The 22,681-nt window shown below is 68.2% G+C and carries 14 protein-coding genes; 5 read left to right on the forward strand and 9 right to left on the reverse strand.

The window, feature by feature from the left end; genetic code table 11:
* Nucleotides 1-243: 243 nt before the first annotated feature.
* Nucleotides 244-4,791 (reverse strand): DUF7997 domain-containing protein, encoded by a 4,548-nt coding sequence (locus E6N53_RS08770; protein WP_142858545.1) that lies wholly within the window; start codon nt 4,789-4,791, stop codon nt 244-246.
* Nucleotides 4,792-5,056: 265 nt separating this feature from the next.
* On the opposite strand from E6N53_RS08770, the gene malA reads away from it, so the two are divergent.
* Nucleotides 5,057-7,057: an alpha-amylase MalA gene (gene malA, locus E6N53_RS08775; RefSeq protein ID WP_142858547.1), complete on the forward strand. Its 2,001-nt coding sequence runs from the start codon at nt 5,057-5,059 to the stop codon at nt 7,055-7,057.
* Nucleotides 7,054-9,480 (forward strand): glucosylglycerol hydrolase, encoded by a 2,427-nt coding sequence (gene gghA, locus E6N53_RS08780; protein WP_142858549.1) that lies wholly within the window; start codon nt 7,054-7,056, stop codon nt 9,478-9,480. Before malA ends, gghA begins: the two co-directional genes overlap by 4 nt.
* 102 nt (nt 9,481-9,582) lie before the next feature.
* Here the strand turns inward: gghA and E6N53_RS20695 are convergent, their stop codons facing one another.
* The 8 genes from E6N53_RS20695 to E6N53_RS08815 all read right to left on the reverse strand — a co-directional run bounded on the left by E6N53_RS20695 (nt 9,583) and on the right by E6N53_RS08815 (nt 20,589).
* The gene (locus tag E6N53_RS20695) at nt 9,583-9,744 is read right to left on the reverse strand and encodes a hypothetical protein (protein WP_161569894.1); all 162 of its coding nucleotides are present in this window, start codon (nt 9,742-9,744) and stop codon (nt 9,583-9,585) included.
* A 49-nt stretch (nt 9,745-9,793) separates the two neighbouring features.
* Nucleotides 9,794-10,630, reverse strand: coding sequence for an N-acyl homoserine lactonase family protein (locus E6N53_RS08785; protein ID WP_142858551.1), 837 nt, complete (start codon nt 10,628-10,630; stop codon nt 9,794-9,796).
* A gap of 85 nt (nt 10,631-10,715) precedes the next feature.
* Nucleotides 10,716-12,812 (reverse strand): DUF7846 domain-containing protein, encoded by a 2,097-nt coding sequence (locus E6N53_RS08790; protein WP_236642330.1) that lies wholly within the window; start codon nt 12,810-12,812, stop codon nt 10,716-10,718.
* A gap of 12 nt (nt 12,813-12,824) precedes the next feature.
* A complete protein-coding gene (locus E6N53_RS08795) occupies nt 12,825-14,048 on the reverse strand; it encodes an ABC transporter ATP-binding protein (protein WP_142858553.1) in 1,224 nt (407 codons plus the stop codon).
* Nucleotides 14,038-15,630 carry an ABC transporter permease gene (locus E6N53_RS08800; protein WP_142858555.1) on the reverse strand — a complete coding sequence of 531 codons (1,593 nt, stop codon included), beginning with the start codon at nt 15,628-15,630 and terminating at the stop codon, nt 14,038-14,040. The genes E6N53_RS08795 and E6N53_RS08800 overlap by 11 nt, the downstream gene beginning before the upstream one ends.
* Nucleotides 15,631-15,644: 14 nt before the next feature.
* On the reverse strand, nt 15,645-16,847 hold the full coding sequence (locus E6N53_RS08805; RefSeq protein ID WP_142858557.1) for an extracellular solute-binding protein: 1,203 nt from the start codon (nt 16,845-16,847) through the stop codon (nt 15,645-15,647).
* A 67-nt stretch (nt 16,848-16,914) separates the two neighbouring features.
* The gene (locus E6N53_RS08810) at nt 16,915-18,072 is read right to left on the reverse strand and encodes an alpha-1 4-glucan-protein synthase (protein ID WP_142858559.1); all 1,158 of its coding nucleotides are present in this window, start codon (nt 18,070-18,072) and stop codon (nt 16,915-16,917) included.
* Nucleotides 18,073-18,219: 147 nt separating this feature from the next.
* Nucleotides 18,220-20,589 (reverse strand): DEAD/DEAH box helicase, encoded by a 2,370-nt coding sequence (locus E6N53_RS08815; protein ID WP_142858561.1) that lies wholly within the window; start codon nt 20,587-20,589, stop codon nt 18,220-18,222.
* Nucleotides 20,590-20,672: 83 nt separating this feature from the next.
* Between E6N53_RS08815 and E6N53_RS08820 the strand changes: the two genes are divergently transcribed.
* The 3 genes from E6N53_RS08820 (at nt 20,673) to E6N53_RS08830 (ending at nt 22,622) form a co-directional block, all read left to right on the forward strand.
* Nucleotides 20,673-21,101, forward strand: a complete 429-nt coding sequence (locus tag E6N53_RS08820; protein WP_136601964.1) for a DCC1-like thiol-disulfide oxidoreductase family protein — start codon at nt 20,673-20,675, stop codon at nt 21,099-21,101.
* 1 nt (nt 21,102) lies between these two features.
* Nucleotides 21,103-21,606, forward strand: a complete 504-nt coding sequence (locus E6N53_RS08825) for a GIY-YIG nuclease family protein (protein ID WP_142858563.1) — start codon at nt 21,103-21,105, stop codon at nt 21,604-21,606.
* Between the two features lie 452 nt (nt 21,607-22,058).
* Nucleotides 22,059-22,622, forward strand: a complete 564-nt coding sequence (locus E6N53_RS08830) for a winged helix-turn-helix domain-containing protein (protein ID WP_136589992.1) — start codon at nt 22,059-22,061, stop codon at nt 22,620-22,622.
* The last annotated feature ends 59 nt before the right edge of the window (nt 22,623-22,681 follow it).

Here is a 22,681-nt window from a genome sequence, read left to right on the forward strand (position 1 = left end):
GGGGCGGGCGGAGGCGGTCGAGCGTCGAGCGGGTAGGAGACGGCACGCGTCGTCGGTTGCGAACGCGGCCTACTCTCCCTCTGCACGTGCGTTCTTGTAAACGTGTTTCAGGCGTGGTATCGTGAACCATACGCACACGGACGGGACCAGACGGACACGTCTGCCGGCTCGTGGGGCTTCGTGTCGAAGAACGCGGAGAACTGCGAGAACGGGTCGTCAGCGCGATGCGGTCCGCCTCCCGCCTCAGAGCGTGAAGCGGGTGACCGTCGTGCCGGCGGCGGTGAGGTCCTCGTCGGTCGCGGTGGCGACCGTGACCTGGTTCTCACCGTACTCGATACCGAGTTTCGCCGAGAACTCGCCGTCGTCGTCCGGTTCGACGAGTCGCGTCTCGCTCGGCGTCTTCACGGAGACGACGACGCCGTCGGTGGTTCCGGAGATGACGAGGCTGTCGCCTTCGAACCGCGTGTTGACGCGCAGTTCCGGTCCGGCGGGCAGGTCGCTCTCGAGGTAGCGCTCGCGGACGAACTCGGGCATCTCGACCGGTTCGCCGACGTCGATGCTGTGAGCGAGGCGGACGTACTGCGCCATCGACCACGCCAGCGGCGTCGCCGCGCCGGTCCCCTCGCCGAACCGCCAGTTGTACGCCGTCGTGTACTCGCGGTCCCACACCTGCTCGGAGATCATCCGACCGGAGTTGGCGAAGCGCTGCATCGTCTCGAGGAGGTGCTGTGGGTCGAGTTCCGGCTCGTCGCGTTCCTCGTTGAGGAGTTCGTACTCGCCGCGCTCGCCGGTGAAGATGGGCCAGAGCCGGCCCTTCCCCTTCGCCTCGACGGACCACGGCGCGCCCTCTTCGCCGCGTTCGCGCTCGCCGTAGCCGTCGCCGTTGTAGCGGTAGAAGGCGGGACCGTTCGGCGTGTCCACGCGAATCGTGGAGTCGACCTCCTCGATGGTGTTCTGGATGACCTCGTCGTTCCACGGCTTGATACCCAGTCGCGTCAGTTCGAGGAAGCCGCCGTCGATGATCTCGCGCTCGTCGAGCGTCGGGCCGTTGTTCGCCAGCGTGCGGAGGTGACCCGCCTCGGGGTCGCCGTCGCGGGTGACGCGCACGTAGTACGGCGTGTTGGTGTGTCGCTCGGTGCCGGTCTCGGTCGCCGTCCACTCCTCAACGCTCTCGGTCCAGTCGTCGGCGAGCGAGAGCCAGATGAGCGCGTCCTCGGTCCGGCCCTCCTCGAGGGCGACGGCCGCACCGCAGGCGAGGCCCGCGATCTCGGCAGCGATAGACGACGGCGAGTAGCCCGCCTCTTCCTCCCAGCGCTCCTGGGCCGTCGGCGGCCCGTTACGCGCGACGTAGTCGGACGAGCGCTTGACGTTCTCGTACGAGTACTCCACGTCGTCGAAGGTGACGCCGTTCTGTGCGAGCATGTACGCCATCACCTGCGGGAAGGAGATGTTGTCCATCTGCTCGCCGCCCCACCGCGTCCGCCCGTTGAGGTAGGTGTTCTGCGGGATGAAGCCGCGGGCGTCCTGCTGGTAGTTGTAGATGTACGACAGGTTGTCGATGGCCGTCTCGATGTCACCGACGGCCTCGAACACGGTGAACACCTGGTAGAGGTCGCGCGACCAGGTGAAGTTGTAGCCGTACCCCTTCGACTCCTCGGCGGCCACGGCTTCGCCCCACGGCACCGACGGGGAGGCGAGACCCGCACCCTGGAACGTCTTGTCCTCGACGGCGCGCAGCGACATGAGCGCGGCCTTGTACTGTGCGAGCAGGTCGTCGTCGTCGGAGACCGAGGCGGGGACGGACTTGTCCGCGAGGAACTCCTCCCACGAGTCGGCGTAGGCGGCCCGGACCGTCTCGTAGCCTCGGGTGAGTGCCCCGGCGGCCTCACCGAGCGCGGCCGCGGTGTCGGCGTTCTCGGCGAAGCCGAGCGCGAGCGTCTCGTTGACGTCGGGGCCCGACCCGATTCGGCCGATGAGGACGACGTTCTCGTTGTCCGCACGCTCCTGTGGCGTCGGGAGTTCGCCCTCCGAGAACAGGCTGGCGAGGTGCGACGACCCGGCGACCCCGACCGTCGCCCAGTCGAAGCGTCCCGCGGAGGTGAGCGCGACGGCGACGGAGTACTCGTCGCCGTTCTCGTCGATGAGGAGCGGTTCGCCGGCCTCACCGACGTCGTACGCCTCGGCGTCGCGGGCGACGAGGTGGTAGCCGCCCATCTGGCCCAGTCGGATGCCCCGGTCCTGCGAGCCGGTGTTGACGAGGGCGGTGTTGGCGACGGCGTACAGCTCGTACTCGTTGTCGTCGTCGGCCTCGAACCGCACGTCCGCGAGCAGCGCGTCGTGCTGGGGGTCGGTCGCGTACTCGACGGTGAGCTTCCACTCGTGGCCGCGGCCGTCGCCGGTCTCGGTGATGACGTGTCTGAAGAGGAGCGAATCGTCCTCGGTCATCTCCGCGTGCCGGTCGATGGTGTCGGCGTGGTCGTCGCGGCGGGTCTCGTTGTGCGTCCGCGCCGTGTAGGTCGAGTCCTCGTCCGCGTCCACCACGAGGAGGTCGAGCGTCCGGAGGTTCATCAGGTCGACGCGCGGGAACCGAAGCTCCGTGAGCGCGCCCTCGGTGAGGGTGAACCAGACGCGCGAGGAGTCCTCGGCGCGGTGGTCGGCGACGGTCCCGACGCCGTACTTCTCGCCGGTGGTCCACCGGGGGAGGTTCTCGGGGCCGGAGGGTGCCGCCTTCGGCGAGGGAAGCGCGTCGTATCGCGAGAGAAGCGACGTCGTCTGGAGGCGGACCGCGTGGGGCCACCCCAGCGGGGCCGCGGAGTCGTAGGTGCCGTCGTCGAACACCTGCTCTGCGAGGTAGCCCGCGTCGGTGACGAGCCCGCTATCGGGGCCCATACACCGGTAGAGCTTCGCGGCCTCGTCGAAGAACGCCTCGGCGTCCTCCTCTCGATCCAGTTCGGTGAGGAGCGCGCCGAGTCGGGCGGCCGCGCTCGCACCCCAGGCAGTCGAGACGGACCAGACCTTCTCCTCGTGCTGTTCCGCCGAGCGCCAGTAGTCCTCTTCGAACCGGATGAGCCCCTCGACGTTCGAGTGACCGACGTCGCGGTAGAGTCCGTCGAGCGTCTGCTCGACGTGGGCGACGAGGCGGTCGACGTGCGTCTCCGAGAGGTCGTCGAGGGCGTCGTACTCGGTGAAGGCGTCGACGAGCGCGAACGTGCCCGAGTCGAGCCGCGTGTCGAAGTCGTTGCCGCGGAGCCGGAGTGCGTACGTCTCGGTCTTCGAGCTCCACAGCTCCTCGAGCCCCTCGAACACGACGTCGGCCTGTGACGCGGCGTGCTCGCGGAGTTCGTCGCGGACGGGCGCGCGGGCGACCGCCGAGTACGCCTGCAGGTACGTCGCCGTCGTGTGCGTGAACTGCCCGACCATGTTCTCCCAGAGGTTCTGACACTCCTCGGGGAGGCCGTAGTCGTCGAGCGTCTCGTCGAGCGCCTCGACGCCGTCCGAGAGCGTCCGCTGGATCTCGCCGGCGAGTTCGTCGTCGAGGTCGTCGCGTCGCGTGCGGAGCAGCGTCGAGAGGTAGGTGAGTACCGACGCGGTCTGGTCGGCCTGGTACTCGGGCTTCTTGGACTTCTCCACTCGTGCGTGCGCCCAGCCGGGGGCGATGGACCCGTCGGCCGCCCACGAGCGGTGGGGCCACGAGCCGTCGTCGAGCTGTGTGTCGACGAAGAACTGCGCGCTGGTCGTGAGCTGGTCGCGGACGTCGAGTTCGAACGCCTGGTCCGCCTCCAGCAGGTGACGGGCAACCTCCGAGTCGTCGCGGAACCAGGTGTAGCCGTACCCACCGGAGTGTGCGAAGAACGGGTCGAACTCGGGGCCGGCGATGTGCGCGCCGCTCGGTGCCTTGAGCAGCGACAGCGCGCGGAGGTCCGCGCGACAGATGTCCTCTCGGGGCGTCTCCTCCGGCACGTACACCTCGGCGCGCTCGCGTGCCCCCGCGCGGAGTTCGTCGGCGGTGACGTGGTTGAGCGCGCAGTGGCGGAGGTCCGCGAGCGCGTCCTCGCGCGAGACCTCGGAGTGGTCCGACAGCTGCGTGACGAGCGTCGTCTGTGCGGCCCGACCCTCGCGTTCGAGGGGGGCGCTGACGACGACGTCGCCGCTCAGGTGCGTGTCCTCGTACCGTTCGAGGACGGCCTCGCGCGGGAACTCGAACGTGTCGTCCGAGAGCATCTCGTCGAACCGTTCCGGGATCTGTCCGCGGACGTCGTCCAGCCCGGTCGAGGCGGTGACGTAGTCGTGTTCGGTGCGGTGGAAGACCTCGACGGCCTTCGTGTCGTTCGGGCCACCCTCTTCGTGGATGAGGCGGCCGACGCGCGTCTCGCGTCCCTCGGGGGCGAACGTGAGGAACGCCGTCAGGTGCGCGTCGGTCGGGATGGCACCCCGGAGTTCGACGTGGGTGACGTGGGCGCGCCCGAGCGTCAGGTCGTACTGGTGGACGGTGTACTCGCCGGCGTCGTACTCGGTCTCGACGAGCGTCGTCTCGCGGTAGTAGTGTTGCCGTACCGGTTCGAGGTCGTCGAACCACTGTGTTCCGTCGCCGGTCTCGATGCCGAACCGCGACCGGTCGATGCCGTAGAGGCCCGAAAGCGACGAAGAGTAGTCCCGAATAGACCCGGATGGGTCGACGTAGACGAGTCGGTCTCCGTGTCCGGAGAACGCGCCCGCGGCCGTCGGGGACTCCTCGGGGAAACGTTCCCCGCGGTCCCGCTTGTATTCATTGAGTGCGGTTCTCAGTCTCATGGCCTGATGGAATAGTCGGAGTACATAAGTGTTGACGAAATCCCTCGCGTACGACCGGTGGCACTGCTCATACCGAGCGGTATCCGTGCCTGGCGAACCGGGGAATCCTGTGGCACTGCGTTCGATAACACGTGGGTCTCTCTACGCATATAAACATTGTCACGCCATCCACTACATCTGTAGTCAATGACTCGTCGGTTTCGCAAAACAAAAGTGGCTCTGTTCAACACTAGGCCCTATGAACCACCCAGGTCCACCCCAGTTCATGGCAGTCGGTGAAACGGTACAGGTCGCCCCGCGCGACCCCGACCCCGACGCGGAGTACAGCTGGCGCGTCAAGAGCGCCCCCGTGTCGAGTCAACTCTCGCTCGGCGACGACCCGGTCGTCGACTTCACCCCCGACGCGGCGGGGACGTTCGTCCTCGAGCTCACCGGGCCGCTCGGCGTCGACGAACTCACCATCCGTGCGTTCCCCAGTGAACTCGCGCCCGTCGGCCGCAGCGCCGGCTCCTCGGGTCAGTCGGGAGTCTCCGGGGTGTCCGGTGTCTCGGGCGTTTCGGGTATCTCCGGTGTCTCGGGCGTCTCCGGCATCTCTGGCGCTTCGGGCTCCGGCAGCGGCGCGCTCGGCGCGAAGAAGGAAGGCACCGGCGGCGGCCGCCCGCGGATCCGTCTGAGCGGTCGCGTCGAGGGCGACACCGTCGTCGTCGAGGCCGACCCACAGCCCAACCCGAACAGTTCCACCCCGCGTGAGGACCTCGACGTCGAGTTCATCGTCGACGACCGCTGGCCGGTCGACGACTCGACGGTCGAAATCGACGGCTGGACGCTCACCATGCCGGTCGACGCGTTCGAGGAGAAGACGCGGGTCCACGCCGTCTCCATCGACGCGGAGTACTCCGTCGCGGACGCCATCGAAATCCGCGTGAAAGGGACCACCGTCGACTTCGGTGAGGGCGCTCGCACGGATGGGGGCGTCGCCGCCGAGAGCGGGTCGAAACAGGTCGAGACCGGTCGGCTGTACGAGCCGCCGGAGTGGTCGAAGGACGTCACCCTCTACGAGATTTACGTCCGCGGCTTCGCCTCCGACGACGGCGAGGCCGAGAACACCTTCGAGGCGCTGGAGAAACGGCTCGACTACCTGCAGGGACTCGGCGTGGACTGCCTCTGGCTTACGCCCGTTCTGCAGAACGACCACGCCCCGCACGGCTACAACATCGTCGACTTCTACGACATCGCCGAGGACCTCGGTGACATGGAGGCGTACCAGGACTTCGTCGACGCCGCCCACGACCACGGCATGAAGGTCCTGTTCGACCTCGTCTTGAACCACTCCGCGCGCCAGCACCCGTACTTCCAGGACGCGTACAAGAACCCCGACTCGGAGTACTACGACTGGTACGAGTGGCAGGAGAACGGTGAGCCCGGCACCTACTTCGACTGGGAGTACATCGCCAACTTCGACTACCACAACCTCGAGGTCCGCCGCTACCTCCTCGACGCGGTCCAGCAGTGGTTCGAGGTCGTCGACGGCTTCCGCTGTGACATGGCGTGGGCCGTCCCCTTCACCTTCTGGCAGGAACTGCGCGACCGCGTCAAGTCCCAGGACCCCGACTTCCTCCTCTTGGACGAGACCATCCCCTACATCGCGGACTTCCACGAGGGGATGTTCGACATGCACTTCGACACGACGCTGTACTTCACGCTGCGACAGGTCGGCAACGGCCACCAGTCCGCCGACGCCATCCTCGATGCCGTCGAGCAGCGGACCGAGGTCGGCTTCCCCGACCACGCGTCGTTCATGCTCTACCAGGAGAACCACGACGAGACGCGCTACATCGTCGAGTGTGGCGACGAGGCCGCGTTCGCCTCCGCGGGCGCACTCTTCACCCTTCCGGGCGTCCCGATGCTGTACGGCGGGCAAGAACTCGGTCAGCGCGGCCGCCGGGACGCGCTCGCGTGGGACGACGCGCGCGAAGAGATTCAGGAGCACTACACGCATCTCATCGAGATGCGTTCGGAGACGCCGGCGCTGGACTTCCGCGGCGGCATCGACCGCGTCGACTACGAGGCCGACTCGGACAGCGTGACCGCCTTCCGCCGCGAGGCGAAGGGTCAGTCCGTCGTCGTCGTCCTCAACTTCGGTGACGCGCCCGAGTACGTCGACATCGACGCCGACGTCGACGGGACGAACCTCATCAGCGGCGAGAACGTCGTCGACGAGGGCACGGTCGAGGTCGAGAGCGTCACGGTACTGGAGGAGCGATGAGCCAGGTCACGTACACCGAACCCACCCGCGACGACGCGGCGACGGCAGACCTCGTCGAACGGTACGAGTCGGTCGTCGCCAGGTACGACGACGACTTCGAGGCCGCGAAGGAACTCGTGACGCGACTCGGGGCGCACTACGACCCCGACGCCGGCGTCGCCGAGTTCGGCTTCTGGACGCCCGAACTGCTCGACGAGGGCGTCGCCGAGGCGGACGTCTCCCTCGAACTGCTGACGCCGGCGTCCGAGGTCGATTACGACGACGCCGACGAGGGCGGTCTCGAGGTCGAGTTCCACCGCGACCGACTGCCCGTCGAACGGACCGGCGAGTACCACTGGGTCGCCGCCGCCGACGTCCGCGCGGGGACCCGCGACCGGTTCGGCGCGTTCTACCGCCTCGTCTACGAGACGGACGACGGGACCGGGACGGTCACCGACCCGCTCGCGTACTCGACGCCGTTCGGTGCGTTCGCGCCTCCCGAGCTGTACGACTGGGAGTCGCTCGACGCCTCGCGCGCCGACCGCGAGTACTTCGAGAAGCTCGGAACCGACGAGGAACGCGTCTCCACGACGGAACACGACGGACTTCCACGGGTGGACCCCGCGAACGCCATGGTCGAAATCCACCCCGGAACTGCCACCGAAGACGGCACCCTCGGAGGCTTAGCCCGCCAGTACGAGACTATCGGCGAGAAACTCGAGGCGGACGACGAACTCACTCCCGCAGAACGCAACTTCGTCGGCTACGACGGCATCCAGCTGATGCCGGTCGAACCGCTCACCGAGAACCGCGAGTTCGACGACTACTGGCGCGAGCAGTCCGACGACGGGGACGGCGACTCGCTGACGGTGGCGGTCGACCGCCCCGACATGATCAACTGGGGCTACGACATCGTCGTCTCGGCGTACTCGGCGACGAACCCGGGCGTCCTGGAGACGGGCCGCCCCGACGAACTGGTCGACTTCATCGCCGCGTGTCACAATCTGCCCGACCCCATCAAGGTCGTCTTCGACGTCGCGCTCGGCCACGCCGACAACCGCGGTGCCGAACTCCTGAACGACTACTACTTCGAGGGGCCGGGGATGTACGGCAAACACCTCCACTACAAACACCCCACCGTTCGGGCGGTCCTGCTCGAACTCCAGCGCCGTCGGATGGACTATGGAGCCGATGGCATCCGCGTCGACGGCGCGCAGGACTTCACCTACTACGACTTGGGCGAAGAGGAGAACGTCCACGACGACGAGTTCCTCGCCGAGATGGACGCGGTGACCCAGGAGGTCGCGGGAACCGAGTACCGCCCGTGGATGATCTTCGAAGACGGCCGGCCGTGGCCGCGCGAGGACTGGGAACTCGCCTCCTCCTACAGAGCGCTCATCGAACAGCACCCCCACTCGTTCCAGTGGTCGCCCATCACCTTCGCGCACAACACGCCCGCCCTCTTGACGTTCTGGGCGACGAAGTGGTGGCGCGTCAAGGAGGTCTGTGAGTTCGGCAGCCAGTGGCTCACGGGCGTCGCGAACCACGACACCATCAGGAGAGGAACGCAGATCGACCCCACGGTGGAGTTCAACCAGTCGCCGGTCAACCCCTACCTCGGCGAGGACTACCCCGAGACGCTCGACGCCGCGTACAACAACCCCGCGTCGTCGATGTTCTTCTACTGCTTCGCGCCCGGGGTCCCGATGGACTTCGTCCACGCCAACATGCGCGCCCCGTGGGGCTTCATCCGCGACACCGACTCCATCTGGAACGTGAAGGTCGTCTCCGACGAGTCGAAGTTCATCTACTGGCAGGTGCGCGAGGAGCAGTTCCAGTCTGACGAACACTTCCAGCGCATCAAGGCGCTCGGCTTCGCGGACAAGGCTGAACTGCTGACGTTCATGAACGCGCTGTCGGCGGCGGTCAAATCGACCGACTACGACCTCGACGTGATGGCGGGGATGCTCTCGGCGATGGACTCTCCGCTGGGAGACGACCTCTCCGCCGCCGACCTCGAGGAGTACGCCTACGCGTGGATGCAGGACGTCCACGAGTTCGCCAACCTCGCCCACTGGCACGACGCACAGGACGACGAGCGCACCGCCTTCGACCTCAGCGTGCGGGAGTTCCGTCAGGAGCGGCCGTGGCTCCGAGCCGACGTCGGCTTCGAGGGTGACGAGTACTACGGCTACCGCCATCCCACGGAAGGGACCGTCCTCTACTACGGCTTCCGCATCTCCCCCGACGACGACGAACAACTGCTGTTCGCCGCGAACATGGAGGGCGTCCCCGTCGAGGTGTCGCCCGAAACCCTGCAAGAAGAGATGCCCGACATCCCCACCGACGGCTGGGAGGTCGCGCTCGCGGCCCCGGGCGTCGACGCTGGAGCTCACGTGGAACTCGACAACTCGCAGGCCATCGTCTGGCGGCGCGAACCCTGACCCTGACCCGGACTGACCACCGCTGACCGCTCGCCCGTCGGCCGACCGCCGGACGACGGCGAGTTCCGGTTCGATCGCTTTTCCGTTCGACCCCGAGTCCGCTCAGTGACCCGCCGGCGCCGACAGGACGTCCTGTAACACCCCGCACTCGGAGCAGGTGAGTACGAGCGCGTTGCCAACCGGGACGTCACCCTCCCACACGGCCACCGACTGCCGTTCGAAGCTCGCCGACTCGCCGCAGTGTTCGCAGACGTACTCGGACATGCCTCGCTATTCGGCGAGGAGTGGGTAGTCGTTGCGGTCGCGGTGAGACTCAGGTCAGTGGCGCGTCCCCTGCCCGTTCGGCGTGCGCGAGCGGGACCGTCTCGCGCCGGCGGAGTCGGTGGGGGGCGTCGGGGTCGTGCGACGGGAGATAGACCGTCGGCGTCCCGGTCGCGAACGCCCGGATGCGTTCGATGCTCCTCGCCGCCGCGTCGTAGTCGGCGACACCGCCGGCGACCGCACCCGTCAGGAGCTGTGCCTGCGTGAACGTCGCATCGCCGGCGAGGAACGCGGCGCACTCGTCGTTGTGGCAGATGACGGACTGGTGTCCGGGCGTCGCCCCCGGCGTCGCGACGAGGACGACCCCCTCCGCGAGGGCGTGACTCTCGGGGAACGACTCGAACGAGCCGTCGTAGTCGACGAGTCGACGACGGACCCACGACGGCCACACGTCCGGAGCGCCGACCGAGTCCCACTCCCGTCGCGAGACGACGACGTCCGCGTTCCGGAAGTAGGGGACGCCGTCGGCGTGGTCGGGGGCGAGCCGGGTCAGCACCACCCAGCGGACGTCGCTCGGGTCGATACCGAGCGCACGGAGCTGGGGGCCCACCTCCTCCTCGGGGGCGACGTCGAACCACTCGGTCCGGCGCGCGACCCGTGTGGAGAGCCAGCCGCCCCGCCCACCGTCGTAGCAGGCGACGGTCGCCCCCGTGTCGACGACGATGGGGCCCGCTGGATGGTCGACCACCCACGCGTACACCGGGAGCGGCGCGGTCCACGTGCGGTCGGCGAGAACGTCGAGGAACCGAAGCGGTCGCCGCCGCCACCGTGCGGTGACGTATCGGCGTTTCAATCGGACCGTCCCCGTCCGAACCGCGTGGATGTGCATGTCAGTCCGTATGACACGCTCGACTATGTGGTTTGCTCTCGAATCACACACTATCGCGCCATCGGACAGCTCTCCCGCCCGCGAGTCAGGAGTCCGTCGTGGCGACCCGCGCGGCCGTCTCGACGGAGACGCCGGAGAGGTACTCCCCGTCGGGGCCGACCCACGTCCCCTCGGTGCCACACTCGGGGCGGAGCCGACAAACCCTCGTCTCGGGCGGCCAGAGGACCCGGATGCGCCCGTCCTCCGCGGAGACGGTCGCCTCCTGCCGGTAGGTGACCGACGCGCCGCCCACGGTAGCGAACCGGACGACGAGGTCGACCTCGCTCGCGCCGGACGGGAGGTCGACGCGCGTCGGACCCGCCGCCTGCGGGTGGTTCGTCACCGACGCGCCCTGAGCCGAGAGGTCCCACGCCACCGAGACGTGTCCGTCGGCGGAGTCGACGCGATAGCGGGCGACGTCCGATTCGGTCTCCAGCCGAATCGAGGCCGACGTCGCGCCGTCGGGGGCCCCGAAGCGGGAGGTCGCCGACACGCGCTCCCCCTCGAGGACGCGAAGCCGGGTCAGTTCCGGTTCGACGGGGGTGACGGCACCGGTCCACTCGCCGCGGTAGGTGAAGCGGTACGGCGTCCGTGTCGTCGCGTCGAGCGCGCGGACGTCGGCGTCGGGCCCCTCGTCGAGGACGTAGAGCGACGAGCCGTCGAAACCGGGGTCGTTGCGGAGGTACTGGAAGGGGTGTTGCTGCCAGTCGCCGTAGGGGTCAGGCGTGTAGACGAGCGCGTCGTCGAACGTCTCGTCGTGGAACGGTTCGTACGTCGCCCCGAGGTTCTCGGTCCGCTGGCGGTTCTCCGCCCAGGGTTCCGACAGCGCCGCCCGCTCGGCGCTCGCGACGACGGGGGCCGCACAGACGAGACACAGGACGAGCACGAGACGGGCGCGACCCGGGGATAGCCGGGCGGAGACGGCGGCGCGGACCCGGCGGGCGAGCGTGACGAGGCCGACGGCACCGAACAGCGACACCGGCACCAGGAGGTCGAAGTGGTAGAACGGTCCGAGGAGGTCGATGAGTCCGTTTCGGAGCCCGTTGAGCGTCCCCCAGAAGTAGACGTTGCCGAGGACGACAGCCGGGACGAGCCCGAACACCACTAGACTCTCCTCTTGGTCGACCCACGCTTCGCGCAGCGCGACGGACACGCCGGCGGCCGCGAGCACGACGCCGAGGACGCCGAGCGGGGCGAACGCCGTGACGAAGAGCGACAGCGCCTCGACAGCGGCTTCGACCCCGAGCGCGGGCGTGTACTGTTCGGTGTAGCCGAGGATCTCCCGTTCGCCGAAGCCGAGTCCGTCGCGGGGGGCGAAGGCCTGATAGGGGAACGTCGTTGCCGACCCGGTCACAACCACGTTGTACGCGAGGGTGAGGGCGACGAAGCAGAGACCGGGGACCGAAATGGCGGTCGCGAGTTCGATCCGCCGTCTCATCCGCCCACTCTGGACCCCTCGCCACAGCCGCCACAGCGTGTGGGCGATGAACGGTGCGGCGAACACCACCGCGGTGTAGGGACGTGCGAAGAAGGCGACGCCGACGGCGACGCCCGCGGCGACGGCGTAGCGACGGCTGTCCCGCCGGACCGCGCGGAGGTACGCGACGGCGAACGCGAGGTTCCAGAACGTCGTGGGGGCGTAGGGGAGGAACACCGACGACGAGAGCACGAACAGCGGCGCGGTCGCCAACAGGCAGACGGCGACGAGCCCGGTCGTGCGGTCGGCGACGTCGCGGCCGAGGACGTACAGGAGAAGACTCGACCCGGCGGCCACGGCCCCGAGGGTGAGTCGTGGCTCGCCGAGGAGCATCCCGACGGCGAACATCGCGGCCGGAACGGGCGCGTACTTCGGATACAGCTGTGGTCCCGCCGATGTCGACTCCTCGACGAAGAACCACGGGCGGACGAGGTCGGCGATATCGGCCGGTGGTGTCAAGAACATCTTCCCCTCGAGGAGCATCGCCGCCTGCAGGAGGTAGACGCCCTCGTCGTCGTTCACCGAGTGGTACGCGAAGAGGTCCATCGAGACCCACAGGACGACCGCGCCGACCGCCAGCGCGACGACGACGGCGAGCGCGTCGAGGGGGTGGAACGAACGCCGAGAGAGCCACCGACGGCTCCGTCGGACGAGCGTCGAAGCCACGACCACGGTCGGTCAGTCGTCTGCGCCGTGGCGGAGTTGGTCCTCGCGGTTCTCGATGGCCGGACGCTGTTCGCAGGGGAACCACGCGAGTTCGTGGTCCGCCTGGAGCGTCAGGTCGACGCGCGAGTCGAGCGGGACCTGTTCGTCGTGGTTGTGCATGCACTGGACCCGCGAGCCGTCGTCGAGCGCCACCTCGTAGAGGATGGTCGGGCCGAGGTAGCGTTTGGCCTTCACCTCGGCGTTGCCGACGATGCCGTCGTCCCCGTCCCCGTTCCCGTCGGTCGCGACCGAGACCGGGTCCGCGCGCACGTCGTCGGGTCGGACGAGGATGTCGATGCAGGTGTCGTCGTACTCGGGCGCGAGGCCGTGAATCTGTGCGCGCGGGACCGACCCCACGTCGGTCTCGACGATGTCGCCCACCACGCGGCCCGGGATGAACGACGCGTAGCCCAGGAAGCCGGCGACGAACCGCGACTTCGGGTGCTGGAACACGCTCTCGGGTTCGCCGATCTGTTCGATTTGGCCGTCGTTGACGACGGCGACTCTGTCGGAGATGCTCATCGCCTCCTCCTGGTCGTGGGTCACGGAGATGGCGGTGACGCCGGCCGCCTTGATGATGTCGCGGACCTCCTCGCGCATCGCCACGCGGAGGTCGACGTCGAGGTTCGAGAACGGTTCGTCGAGGAGGAGAATCTCGGGTTCGGGCGCGAGCGACCGCGCGAGCGCGACCCGCTGTTGCTGTCCGCCGGACAGTTCGTCCGGGTACGAGTCGGCCTGCGCCTCGAGGCCGACGAGGTCGAGCAGGTCATCGACGCGCCGGTCCGTCTCGTCCGCTGAGAGGTCCTGAAGACCGAAGGCGACGTTCTCGGCGGCCGTGAGGTGGGGAAAGAGCGCGAACTCCTGGAAGACGACGCCGACGCCGCGCTCTTCGGGCGCGACGAACGAGCCGTCACCCGAGACGGGGTCGCCGTTGAGTCGGATGACGCCGCTGTCGGGACGCTCGAGCCCCGCGATGAGCCGCAGGGTCGTGGTCTTGCCACAGCCTGAGGGGCCGAGCAGCGTGAGTATCTCGCCCTCGGTGACCGACAGCGAGAGGTCGTCGATGACGGGCTCAGAGCCGAAGCGTTTCGAGAGGTCTTCGAGCGCCAGCACCGGCGTCTGCGCGTCCGACGCGGTGGTCGAGTTCGAACCCGGTTCCGTCCGTCCGTCACGGTTTGAGAGTACACTATCTGACATCGTATCCCTCCTGTGAGAGGATGACCAGCATCGACAGCCCCGACACGCCGAGGAGGATGAGCGCGGGGATTGCCGCCTGACCGAAGTATCCGGCCGCGTAGGCGGTCCAGATATGGACGACGAGCGTCTTGAACCCAGACGGCCTGAGTAACAGGGTCGCCGGGAGCTCCTTCATCGTCGTCAGGAAGACGAGCGCCGCGCCGCCCAGCAGGCCGGGGGCGACGAGCGGGAGCGTCACCGAGCGGAAGGCGCCGACGGACGTCCGCCCGAGCGTTCGCGCGGCCTCCGGGAGCGCGGGGTCGACGCGGAGGAACGACGCCCGGAGCGACCCCACCGCCTGTGGGAGGAACCGGACGACGTACGCGAACACCAGCAGGAACGTGGTCTGGTAGATGGGCGTCGCGACGGTGGTCCCGAGGAACACCAGCGCCAGCCCCAGGACGACGCCCGGGACCGCGTAGCCGACGTAGGTCGCGCGCTCGGCGAGCATCGCGAGCCGCGAGTCGCGCTTCGCGGCGAGGTACGCCACCGGCAGGCCGGCGAGCGTCGCCGCGAGCGCGGCGGCCGCGGACACGCCGACCGAGTTCAGCGCGTACTCGGGGCGGAACGCGAGGCCCTGGCCCACCGCCGTCGTGTCGCCGAGCCAGGTGAGCAGGATGCCGAGCGGGACGACGAGTGCGAGCCCGGCAACCCCCGCACAGAGGGCGAGCGCCGGGAGCGTCCACCGGCCGAGCGCGACCACGTCGCTCGACCGGCCGCCGGCCGCCGTGCGCTCGTTCCCGCTGACCTTCGACTCCAGCGCGAGGATGAACACCGTCAGGCCGACGAGCTGAAGCGAGAGGAGCGTCGCCGTGTCCCGGCCGAAGGCGTTGAACTCCACGTAGATGACGCGCGTGAACGCGTCGAACTGCATGATGGCCGGGGTCCCGAAGTCCGAGAGGGTGTACAGCGCCACCAGGAGCGCTCCCGCCGCGACTGCCGGACGAATGTGTGGGAGGGTGACGTGGCGAAACGCCTCTCGGCGGGAGTGTCTGAGCGTCCGCGCGGCGTCGATGAGCGTCGTGTCGAGCGACTTCAGCGCCGCTCGCGTCGTGATGTACACGTACGGGTAGGTGTACAGGGTGAGCACGAGGACGGCGCCGTGAAAGCCGTAGATCTCGGGCAGGGACTCCACACCCAGGGGTGCGAGGAGTCGCTGGAACGCGCCTCTCGGTCCGAAGGCCGAGACGAACGCGAAGGCCCCGATGTAGCTCGGAATTACGAGCGGGAGCGAGACGGCCACGGTCCAGAAGCGCGCGAACGGGAGGTCCGTCCGGACGGTGAGGTACGCGAGCGGCACGCCCAGAACGATGGACGCGCCGGTCACCCCGGCGACGAGGAGGGCGCTGTTGACGAACACCTCGAGCGTCGTGGGGCGGGTGAGGAGCGCGACCGCCTCGGCCGACCCGACGTCGAACGCCGTTCGGAAGAGCCAGACCAGGGGCAAGAGCACGGCTGCTGCGACACCTGCTGCCGCGACCGTGAGGCCGAGCGGGAGCGGGTCGTCGGCCGTCTCCTGTGTGATTCCCTGGTCTGTCGCCATCGTTTCTGTATTGCTTACAGCACCCCGACGTCCCGGAGCAGTCGGACGGTCCCTTCGAGGTCCGAGAGTTGTGTCAGGTCTAACCCCTGGGGTGGGTTCAATTCGTCGATACTCGGTAGCTCCCCGATGGGGTCGACCCCGGAGACGAGCGGGTACTCGAACGTCGTCCGTGCGAAGTAGTCCTGGGCTTCAGCCGAAAGGAGGTGCCGAACGAAGTTCGACGCCAGCGTCCGGTCCTCGGCGGTGTCCATGACGAGCGCGCCGGCGACGTTGAAGATGGCACCGGCGTCGCCCTCGGTGAACGCCGTCGAGATGGGGGCGTTCGGTCGCCCCGCGAGGACCCGCTGGATGTAGTAGTGGTTCGCGAAGCCGGCGTTTATCTCCCCGTCGGCGACCGCTTGCGAGACGAGGAACTCGTCGGAGAACTCCTGGACGCCGAGTTCTTGCATCCCTTCGAGCCACGCGCGCGTCTCTTCCTCGCCGTTGAGGACGCGCATCGCCGTGATGAACGCCTGGAACGACGAGTACGTCGGCGCCCAGCCGATGGAGTCGCGGAGCGCCTCCGTCTCGGGGAACGCGAAGATGTCGTCGGGGACGTCCGCGTCGGAGAGACTGTCGGTGTTGTACGGGATGGTCCGCGCACGACCCGAGGTGCCGACCCACTGGCCGTCGGGGTCGTGGAACTCCGCGCGGACTAAGTCGAGCACTTCCTGCGGGAGTTCGACCGTCCGACCGGCGTCCTTCAGCGCGCCGAGCGCCCCGGCGTTCACCGAGAAGAAGACGTCCGCGGGGGAGTTGCCCCCCTCGGTCTGAATCTGGTTCACCAGGTCCGAGGCCGAGTTGTACCGGGGACGGACCGTGAAGTCGGGGTAGAGCTCCTCGATGTAGCTGATGAGTTCGCCGACGAGCGCTTCGCCGCGGCCGGAGTAGAGGGTGAGTTCGCCGGAGAGCTCCGGCATCTCGCGCATCGAGACGCCGCCGGAGAGCTGACGGTCGCCGAACGGGGAGCGGCCGGACCCGATCTGTCCGACGGCGGCATCACCACCGCCGCCGCCGCCGCCACCGCCACCACCGTCACCGCCGGTACTCTCGGTCGCGGTGCCGTCTTCATTACCGCCGCCCTGTCCGCCACACCCCGCGACCGACGCAACGCCGACGGCCGAGGCGACTGCGAGGAACTGACGTCGACTTCGACCTGGGTTCGAATCGTCGCTCATACATTGATTTAGGCCCGCCTAAAACCTAAATACCTACCGGTTTCGCCGGCTTCGTCTCCCGACGACCCTAGTCGTCCGCCGGCGCGGGCTGTGGCTCGACGGCCGCCAGCGCGTCGAGACACGCGAGCCAGTCGCGCATATACTCGCCGCAGTGGTTCAAGAATGCGCCGTTGTTCAGGTCGGAGAAGTCGCCCTCGGCGAGTCGGTCGGCCATCGCGCGGAACGCCTCGGCGTAGGAGGTGGCGTCGTCACCGACCTCGTCGACGTACTCCCAGAGGTGTTCGTTGAGTTCGAGGCCGGGAACCTCGTTGTTCAGGTCGTCGAACGTCGGCCGGGGGGCCTTGTTGTGCTCACAGAGCGGGAAGCCCGAGAGCACGTCGTGACCGAGGAGGTCCGCGGCGCGCTTCAAGAAGACGCCCGACCAGATGTCGTCGAAGCGGCCGACGTCCCACGCGTTGTCGTCCATCGGGAGCTGGTAGAACGCGGGGACCACCTCGCGGCGGAACGCGAGGTTCATCGAGCAGACGGTGAGATACTGGCCCGGGTCGGCGACGAAGTCGCCGGTGAAGTGGTCTCTCGTCGTTCGGGTCTGTGCCTGTCCCCGCAGGTCGCCGTCCATCAGGATGCGGACGGCGTCGAGGTCGGGCACGTTGGTCCACAGCCCCTGTGAGGCGACGACGTAGTCGACGTCCGTGACACCTCGTTCGACCGTCTCGTCCATGGCGGCGTAGGGGTACCCGCGGGGGTAGAGGCCGTGGTCGTCGAACGCCTGGTAGAGGACGTTCACCCAGTGCTCGTCGGACCGAACGGATTCGACCTCACCCTCGAACGCGAGGTTGGCCATGTGCCGCCCGAAGAAGTCCCACTCCTCGTGCGGCAGGGTGTCGTCGTCGATGAAGACGCCGTACGCGAAGTCGTTCGCCCACAGGTACAACAGCCCGAAACTCGTCTGGGCGTGACTCGCCGCCGGGACGAGGTGGGAGAACTCCGACACCCCGTGGGCTTCGAACCACTCCTCACGACGGCTGCCGTCGAACACCTCGCCGGCGACGTCGAGGTCGGCGAGCATCTCGGTCATCGCCTCGCTGTCGCAGAAGTCCTCCGTCACGAGGACGAAGAAGAGGCGGTCGGTGTCGAATCCGTGATGTCGGGCGTTCTCCACGTAGGCCCGCACGCACTCGTACTCTCTGATGGTTGGGACGACGACGCAGATGTCCTGACTCATTACCTCCGCATTTTTAGGCCGCCCTAAAATATCTATTGATTGCACGCGTGCGCGCCTCGCGAGTGGCGTCGGCCGCGACACCCAGTCCGAACCTCGACGTCGGCACCGCTCTGTCTCTCGGTTTCGGCTCGTGATGGAGCAATCGACTCAGTCGTCGCCGGTCAGCGACTCGAGTAACCGCACCGCCGGCTCCTTCGCGAGCGGTTCGTTCGCGTTCCCACAGTGTGGCGACTGGACGCAGGCCGGACAGCCGTCGTGACAGCCACAGCCGTCGATGAGCCGAGCCGTCCGCGTCATGAGTTCCTCCACCGACTCGTAGCCGCTCTCGGTCAGACCGACCCCTCCGGGGTGCCCGTCGTAGATGAAGACCGTCGAGCGGTCGGTGTGTGGGTGGTACGGCGTCGACAGCCCCCCGATGTCCGCGCGGTCACAGAGCAAGTGGAGCGGGAAGAGCGATATCATCCCGTGTTCGGCGGCGTGGATACCGCCGTTGAACCCCGTCTCACCGCCGATTTCGCGCATCTCCGCTTCGACGTCGAGCGGGACGGTAAAGTACAGCGCCTTCGTCCGGAGCGTCGTCTCGGGCAGGTCGAGCGCCTCCTGGCCGAGGGTCGTCCCCTGGCGGGCATCGCGCCGTTCGTACCCCGTAATCTGCTTCCGCATCGTGATGTCGGCGAACACCACGTCGACGTCGGGACGTGCCGTGAGCGGCTTCGACGTGCGGTCGCGCTCGACGGTCACCTGTTTGTCGTGTCGGACACGGGTGTAGTAGTCCGCCCACGTCCGTTCGAGGGTGGCGACGTCCCGGTCGAGGTCGAGCTTCGAAACCTCGTACGTCGTCCCCTGATGGTGGTAGATAGCTCCCGGATGCGCGTCGCGGAGCGCGTCGTCGAACGCGAGCGAAGCGACAACCTCGTTCGAGCGCGCGTCCAACAGATCGACCTCGCGGTCGGAGATGGTCCGGAGGCTCATCTCGTGTTGGGGGCTTTCGCTCCCCGAGTGAATCCACCGCATCCCGTCGGGCGTCTGTCTACGCTCCAGCCGTCCCTCCTCCGTCAGTCGAGCGACGACGTCCGGGAACGACTCGCCGAACACCGCTTCGTCAGCGGGCGAGAGCCAGCTCTCGGCGGCGGCGCTGGCGACGTGTCCCGGGAGGAGATAGTCGTTCTCGGGGTCGGTCACGGCCCGCTCGGGGTCGCCGTCGAAGAAGTCCTCCGGGGAGTTCATGAGGTACTGGTCGAGCTGGTCCTCCCCGCCGACGAGGACGACGAGCGCGGGGTCGTCACCGCGGCCTGCCCGCCCCGCGCGCTGGTGGGTCGACATCCGGGTTCCGGGGTAGCCGTCGAGCAACACCGCGTCGAGCCCGCCGACGTCGACGCCCACTTCGAGAGCGTTCGTCGACCAGACGCCCCGGAGGTCCCCGGCGTGGAGGGCCGCCTCCAGCTGTCGACGGCGGTCGTGAGTGAGTGCGGCCTGATACGCCGCCACCTTCCCCGCGAGGTCGTGTTCACCCCGCTCTCGGAGGGCTGAGGCGGTCTCCGTCGCGTAGCGTTCGGCGGTCTGTCGCGCCCGGGTGAACGCGAGCGTCTGGTACCCCGTCGCGACGAGGTCGACGAGGAGGTTCTTCGTCTCGACGTGCGACGACCGCCGTCGACGTCCCGTCGACGAGGTCGACTCGTCGCGGCTCGACCGCCGTCGACCGCTCCCCTCCCCGTCCTCGTACTCGGGGGGGTTCCAGAACAGCCAGTGGCGCGGTCCGGTCCCCGAGGCGTCGGTGTCGACGAGTTCGTACGTCTCTTCGGCCTGGCCGGTCACCCGCGCGGCGTGTTCGACGGGGTTGCCGATGGTCGCCGAACAGCAGACGAACTGCGGGTCGGCGTCGAACCGCTCGCAGGCGCGAGCGAGGCGTCGGAGGACGAGCGCGACGTGACTCCCGAAGACGCCGCGGTACTGGTGGACCTCGTCGACGACGACCAGTTCGAGCGAGGAGAAGAACCACTCCCAGAGTCGCCCCGCGTGGGGGAGGAGGGCGTAGTGGACCATGTCGGGGTTCGAGAGCAAGAACGTTGGCATCGCGTCGCGCACGTCCCGCTTTTCGGCCTTGGAGAGCCGTCCGGTGTACTGGTCGACCGAGACGCGCGAGCCGAACCCCAGCCCGTGTGCGAGGTCCGTGAGCGTCTCGGTCTGGTCGGCGACGAGCGCGTTCTGTGGCCCGAGATACAGTGTGCGGCCGCCGTGGTCCATGGCGCGCTCGAACGCCGGGACGGTGTACGCGAGGCTCTTCCCCGAGGCCGTCTGGGTGGCGAGCACGACGTTCTTCCCGTCGCGGACGGCCTCGATGGCCCGCGCCTGGTGGTCGTACAACCCGTCGATGCCTTCCTTCGAGAGCGCCGACGCCAGTCGCGGTTCGAGGTCGACGTCCGAAACGGAGGGGTCGCGGCCGGGGACCCGACGGTGGTCGCGAATCTGGCCCTGGTACGAGGGTCGGCTACGGAGCCACTCGATGAGGTCGTCCACGGCGGGTGTGAGGGGGCGTGTGTCCTAACGGTTCTGGTCACTCTCGACGGCAGGGTTTTCATCACCTCGTCCCTAGCGCGACCATGGTCGAGTACGACGCTGTCCTCGTGTACGACGGGGAGTGCCCCTACTGTTCCGTCGCGGCCCGCGCGCTCCGTCGCCTCCGAAAGATCGGAGCCGTCTCGTGGTACGACGAGGAGGCACAGGACGTCCTCCGCGCGCAGTTCGGCGAAACGCCCTTCTCGATGGTGCTCGTCGACCGCCGCCGCAACCGGGTGTACGCCGGGCGTTCGGCGGCCGAGGAACTGGCCGAGCGCGCCGGGACGCCCGGCCTCGTCAGCTCTCTCGTCCGAGACAGATACGACGATATCGCGCGGGCTGTCGGCCTCGCGAGCGGGCGCGGACGCGACCCCGACGACTACCACGACGTCTACCCGCTCGCCGACGAGGCGGCGGCGCTGTTCGACGCGCTCGCGTCGCGCGCCGTCGACGAGGCCGCGACGCTCGCCTGAGATGTGTGGGTCCGACGACCACGCCGACGAGACGCCGCGGGTCGTCCGCTACGGGCCCGACGACGACCTCGAACACGTCGTCGACGACCCCGCGAGCGGCGGGACCTACGTCTTGGTCTTCGACCTCGCGACACCCACCTCCGTCGAGGTGGGCGCACTCGGCACGCACGAGCTTCCGGCGGGCGAGTACGCGTACGTGGGGAGCGCGTTCGGTGCGGGAGGGTTCGGCCGTGCCGAACGCCACCGCCGCAAGCTCGACGAGGCGTCGGGGACGGTCCACTGGCACGTCGACGCGCTCACCACGCGTCCCGAGACGTCGTTCGTCGTCGCCTACCTCCTGCCCGACGTCGACCTGGAGTGTGTGCTCGCACGGCGACTCCCCGCCGGGCCGCTGGACGGCTTCGGCTCGTCGGACTGTGACTGTCGCTCGCATCTGTCGAGCGTCGACGGAGAGGCCGTCGAGCGGACCATCAGAACCACTATCGGTTCCGTCGACTCGCCGTGACTCAGCACCGAGAACCAGTCGCTCTCCGACGTTTCTTCTCTCCCCCCCCACGAACGCGAGGACGTGGGCATCGCCCTCGCGTTCGGGACTGTCGACCGTTCGGACGTCCGTCCGTCCGGAAGCCGGGTGATTCCGGTGGTCGACGCGTCAGAGGCACCCCGGCATATGGACGATGGATGCATGGGGACTTTACCTCACCCCCTGTGCCCGATTTCAGAAGGTGAATTCACATATATAAAAACAACTTTTATTTATATATGAATACAGAATACGTTTTTCACAGCCGAACGGACTGGCGGATGACAGGTCGGTGCCACCCCCCGTTCGCCCGGTGTGCGACCTCCGACGGTCGTCCGCACGACTGCTTGGAGTTCCAGCCGCTGACACGAACCGGAATACCACTACACACGTCGACATAGGTTTATGACCGGAGACACCAGTACACGTAAGCGATGGTCGAGTCCGACACGCGCGAGCGAAACGAACACGGTCAGTTCGCCGACCGCATCCCGGCACAGGAGGCGCTCGCGGTGTTCGAGGCCCGCGAGGACCGCGCCCGTCCCGTGACGGCCGGTGACGTCGCCGACGCGCTCGACTGTTCGCGGCGGACGGCGCACAACAAGCTCGGCGAACTCACAGAGCAGGGCATCGTCCGCACGCGGAAGGTCGGCGCGCGCAGTCGCGTCTGGTGGGTTCCCATCGAAGACACGTCGACCGCTCCCGACGCGACGCGCCGGCCGGCCGTCACCGACGCGGCCAACGACGTCGAACTCCCGGGCTCCGGGAAGATTCTCGAACGCCGGCGACAGGCGCTCCTCGCGGCGTACGACTACCTGAGCGAACACCCCGAGGCGAAGAAGGCCGACTTCCTGCGCGACGTCTTCCCCGACCACCGCGCGGAGTTCGAGTCCGCGGAGGGGTGGTGGAACGCCATCCAGCCCGCCCTGCGCGAACTCCCCGGAGTCGACCCCCCGAAAGAGCGCGGCCACATCTGGCACTACCTCGGCGGCGACTGAGTCGGCACGAGAGAGACGTACAGATTTATATCGCTCGCCTCGCCCGGTTGAGGTGTCGC

This window comes from Salinigranum halophilum (assembly GCF_007004735.1).
Taxonomy (GTDB): domain Archaea; phylum Halobacteriota; class Halobacteria; order Halobacteriales; family Haloferacaceae; genus Salinigranum; species Salinigranum halophilum.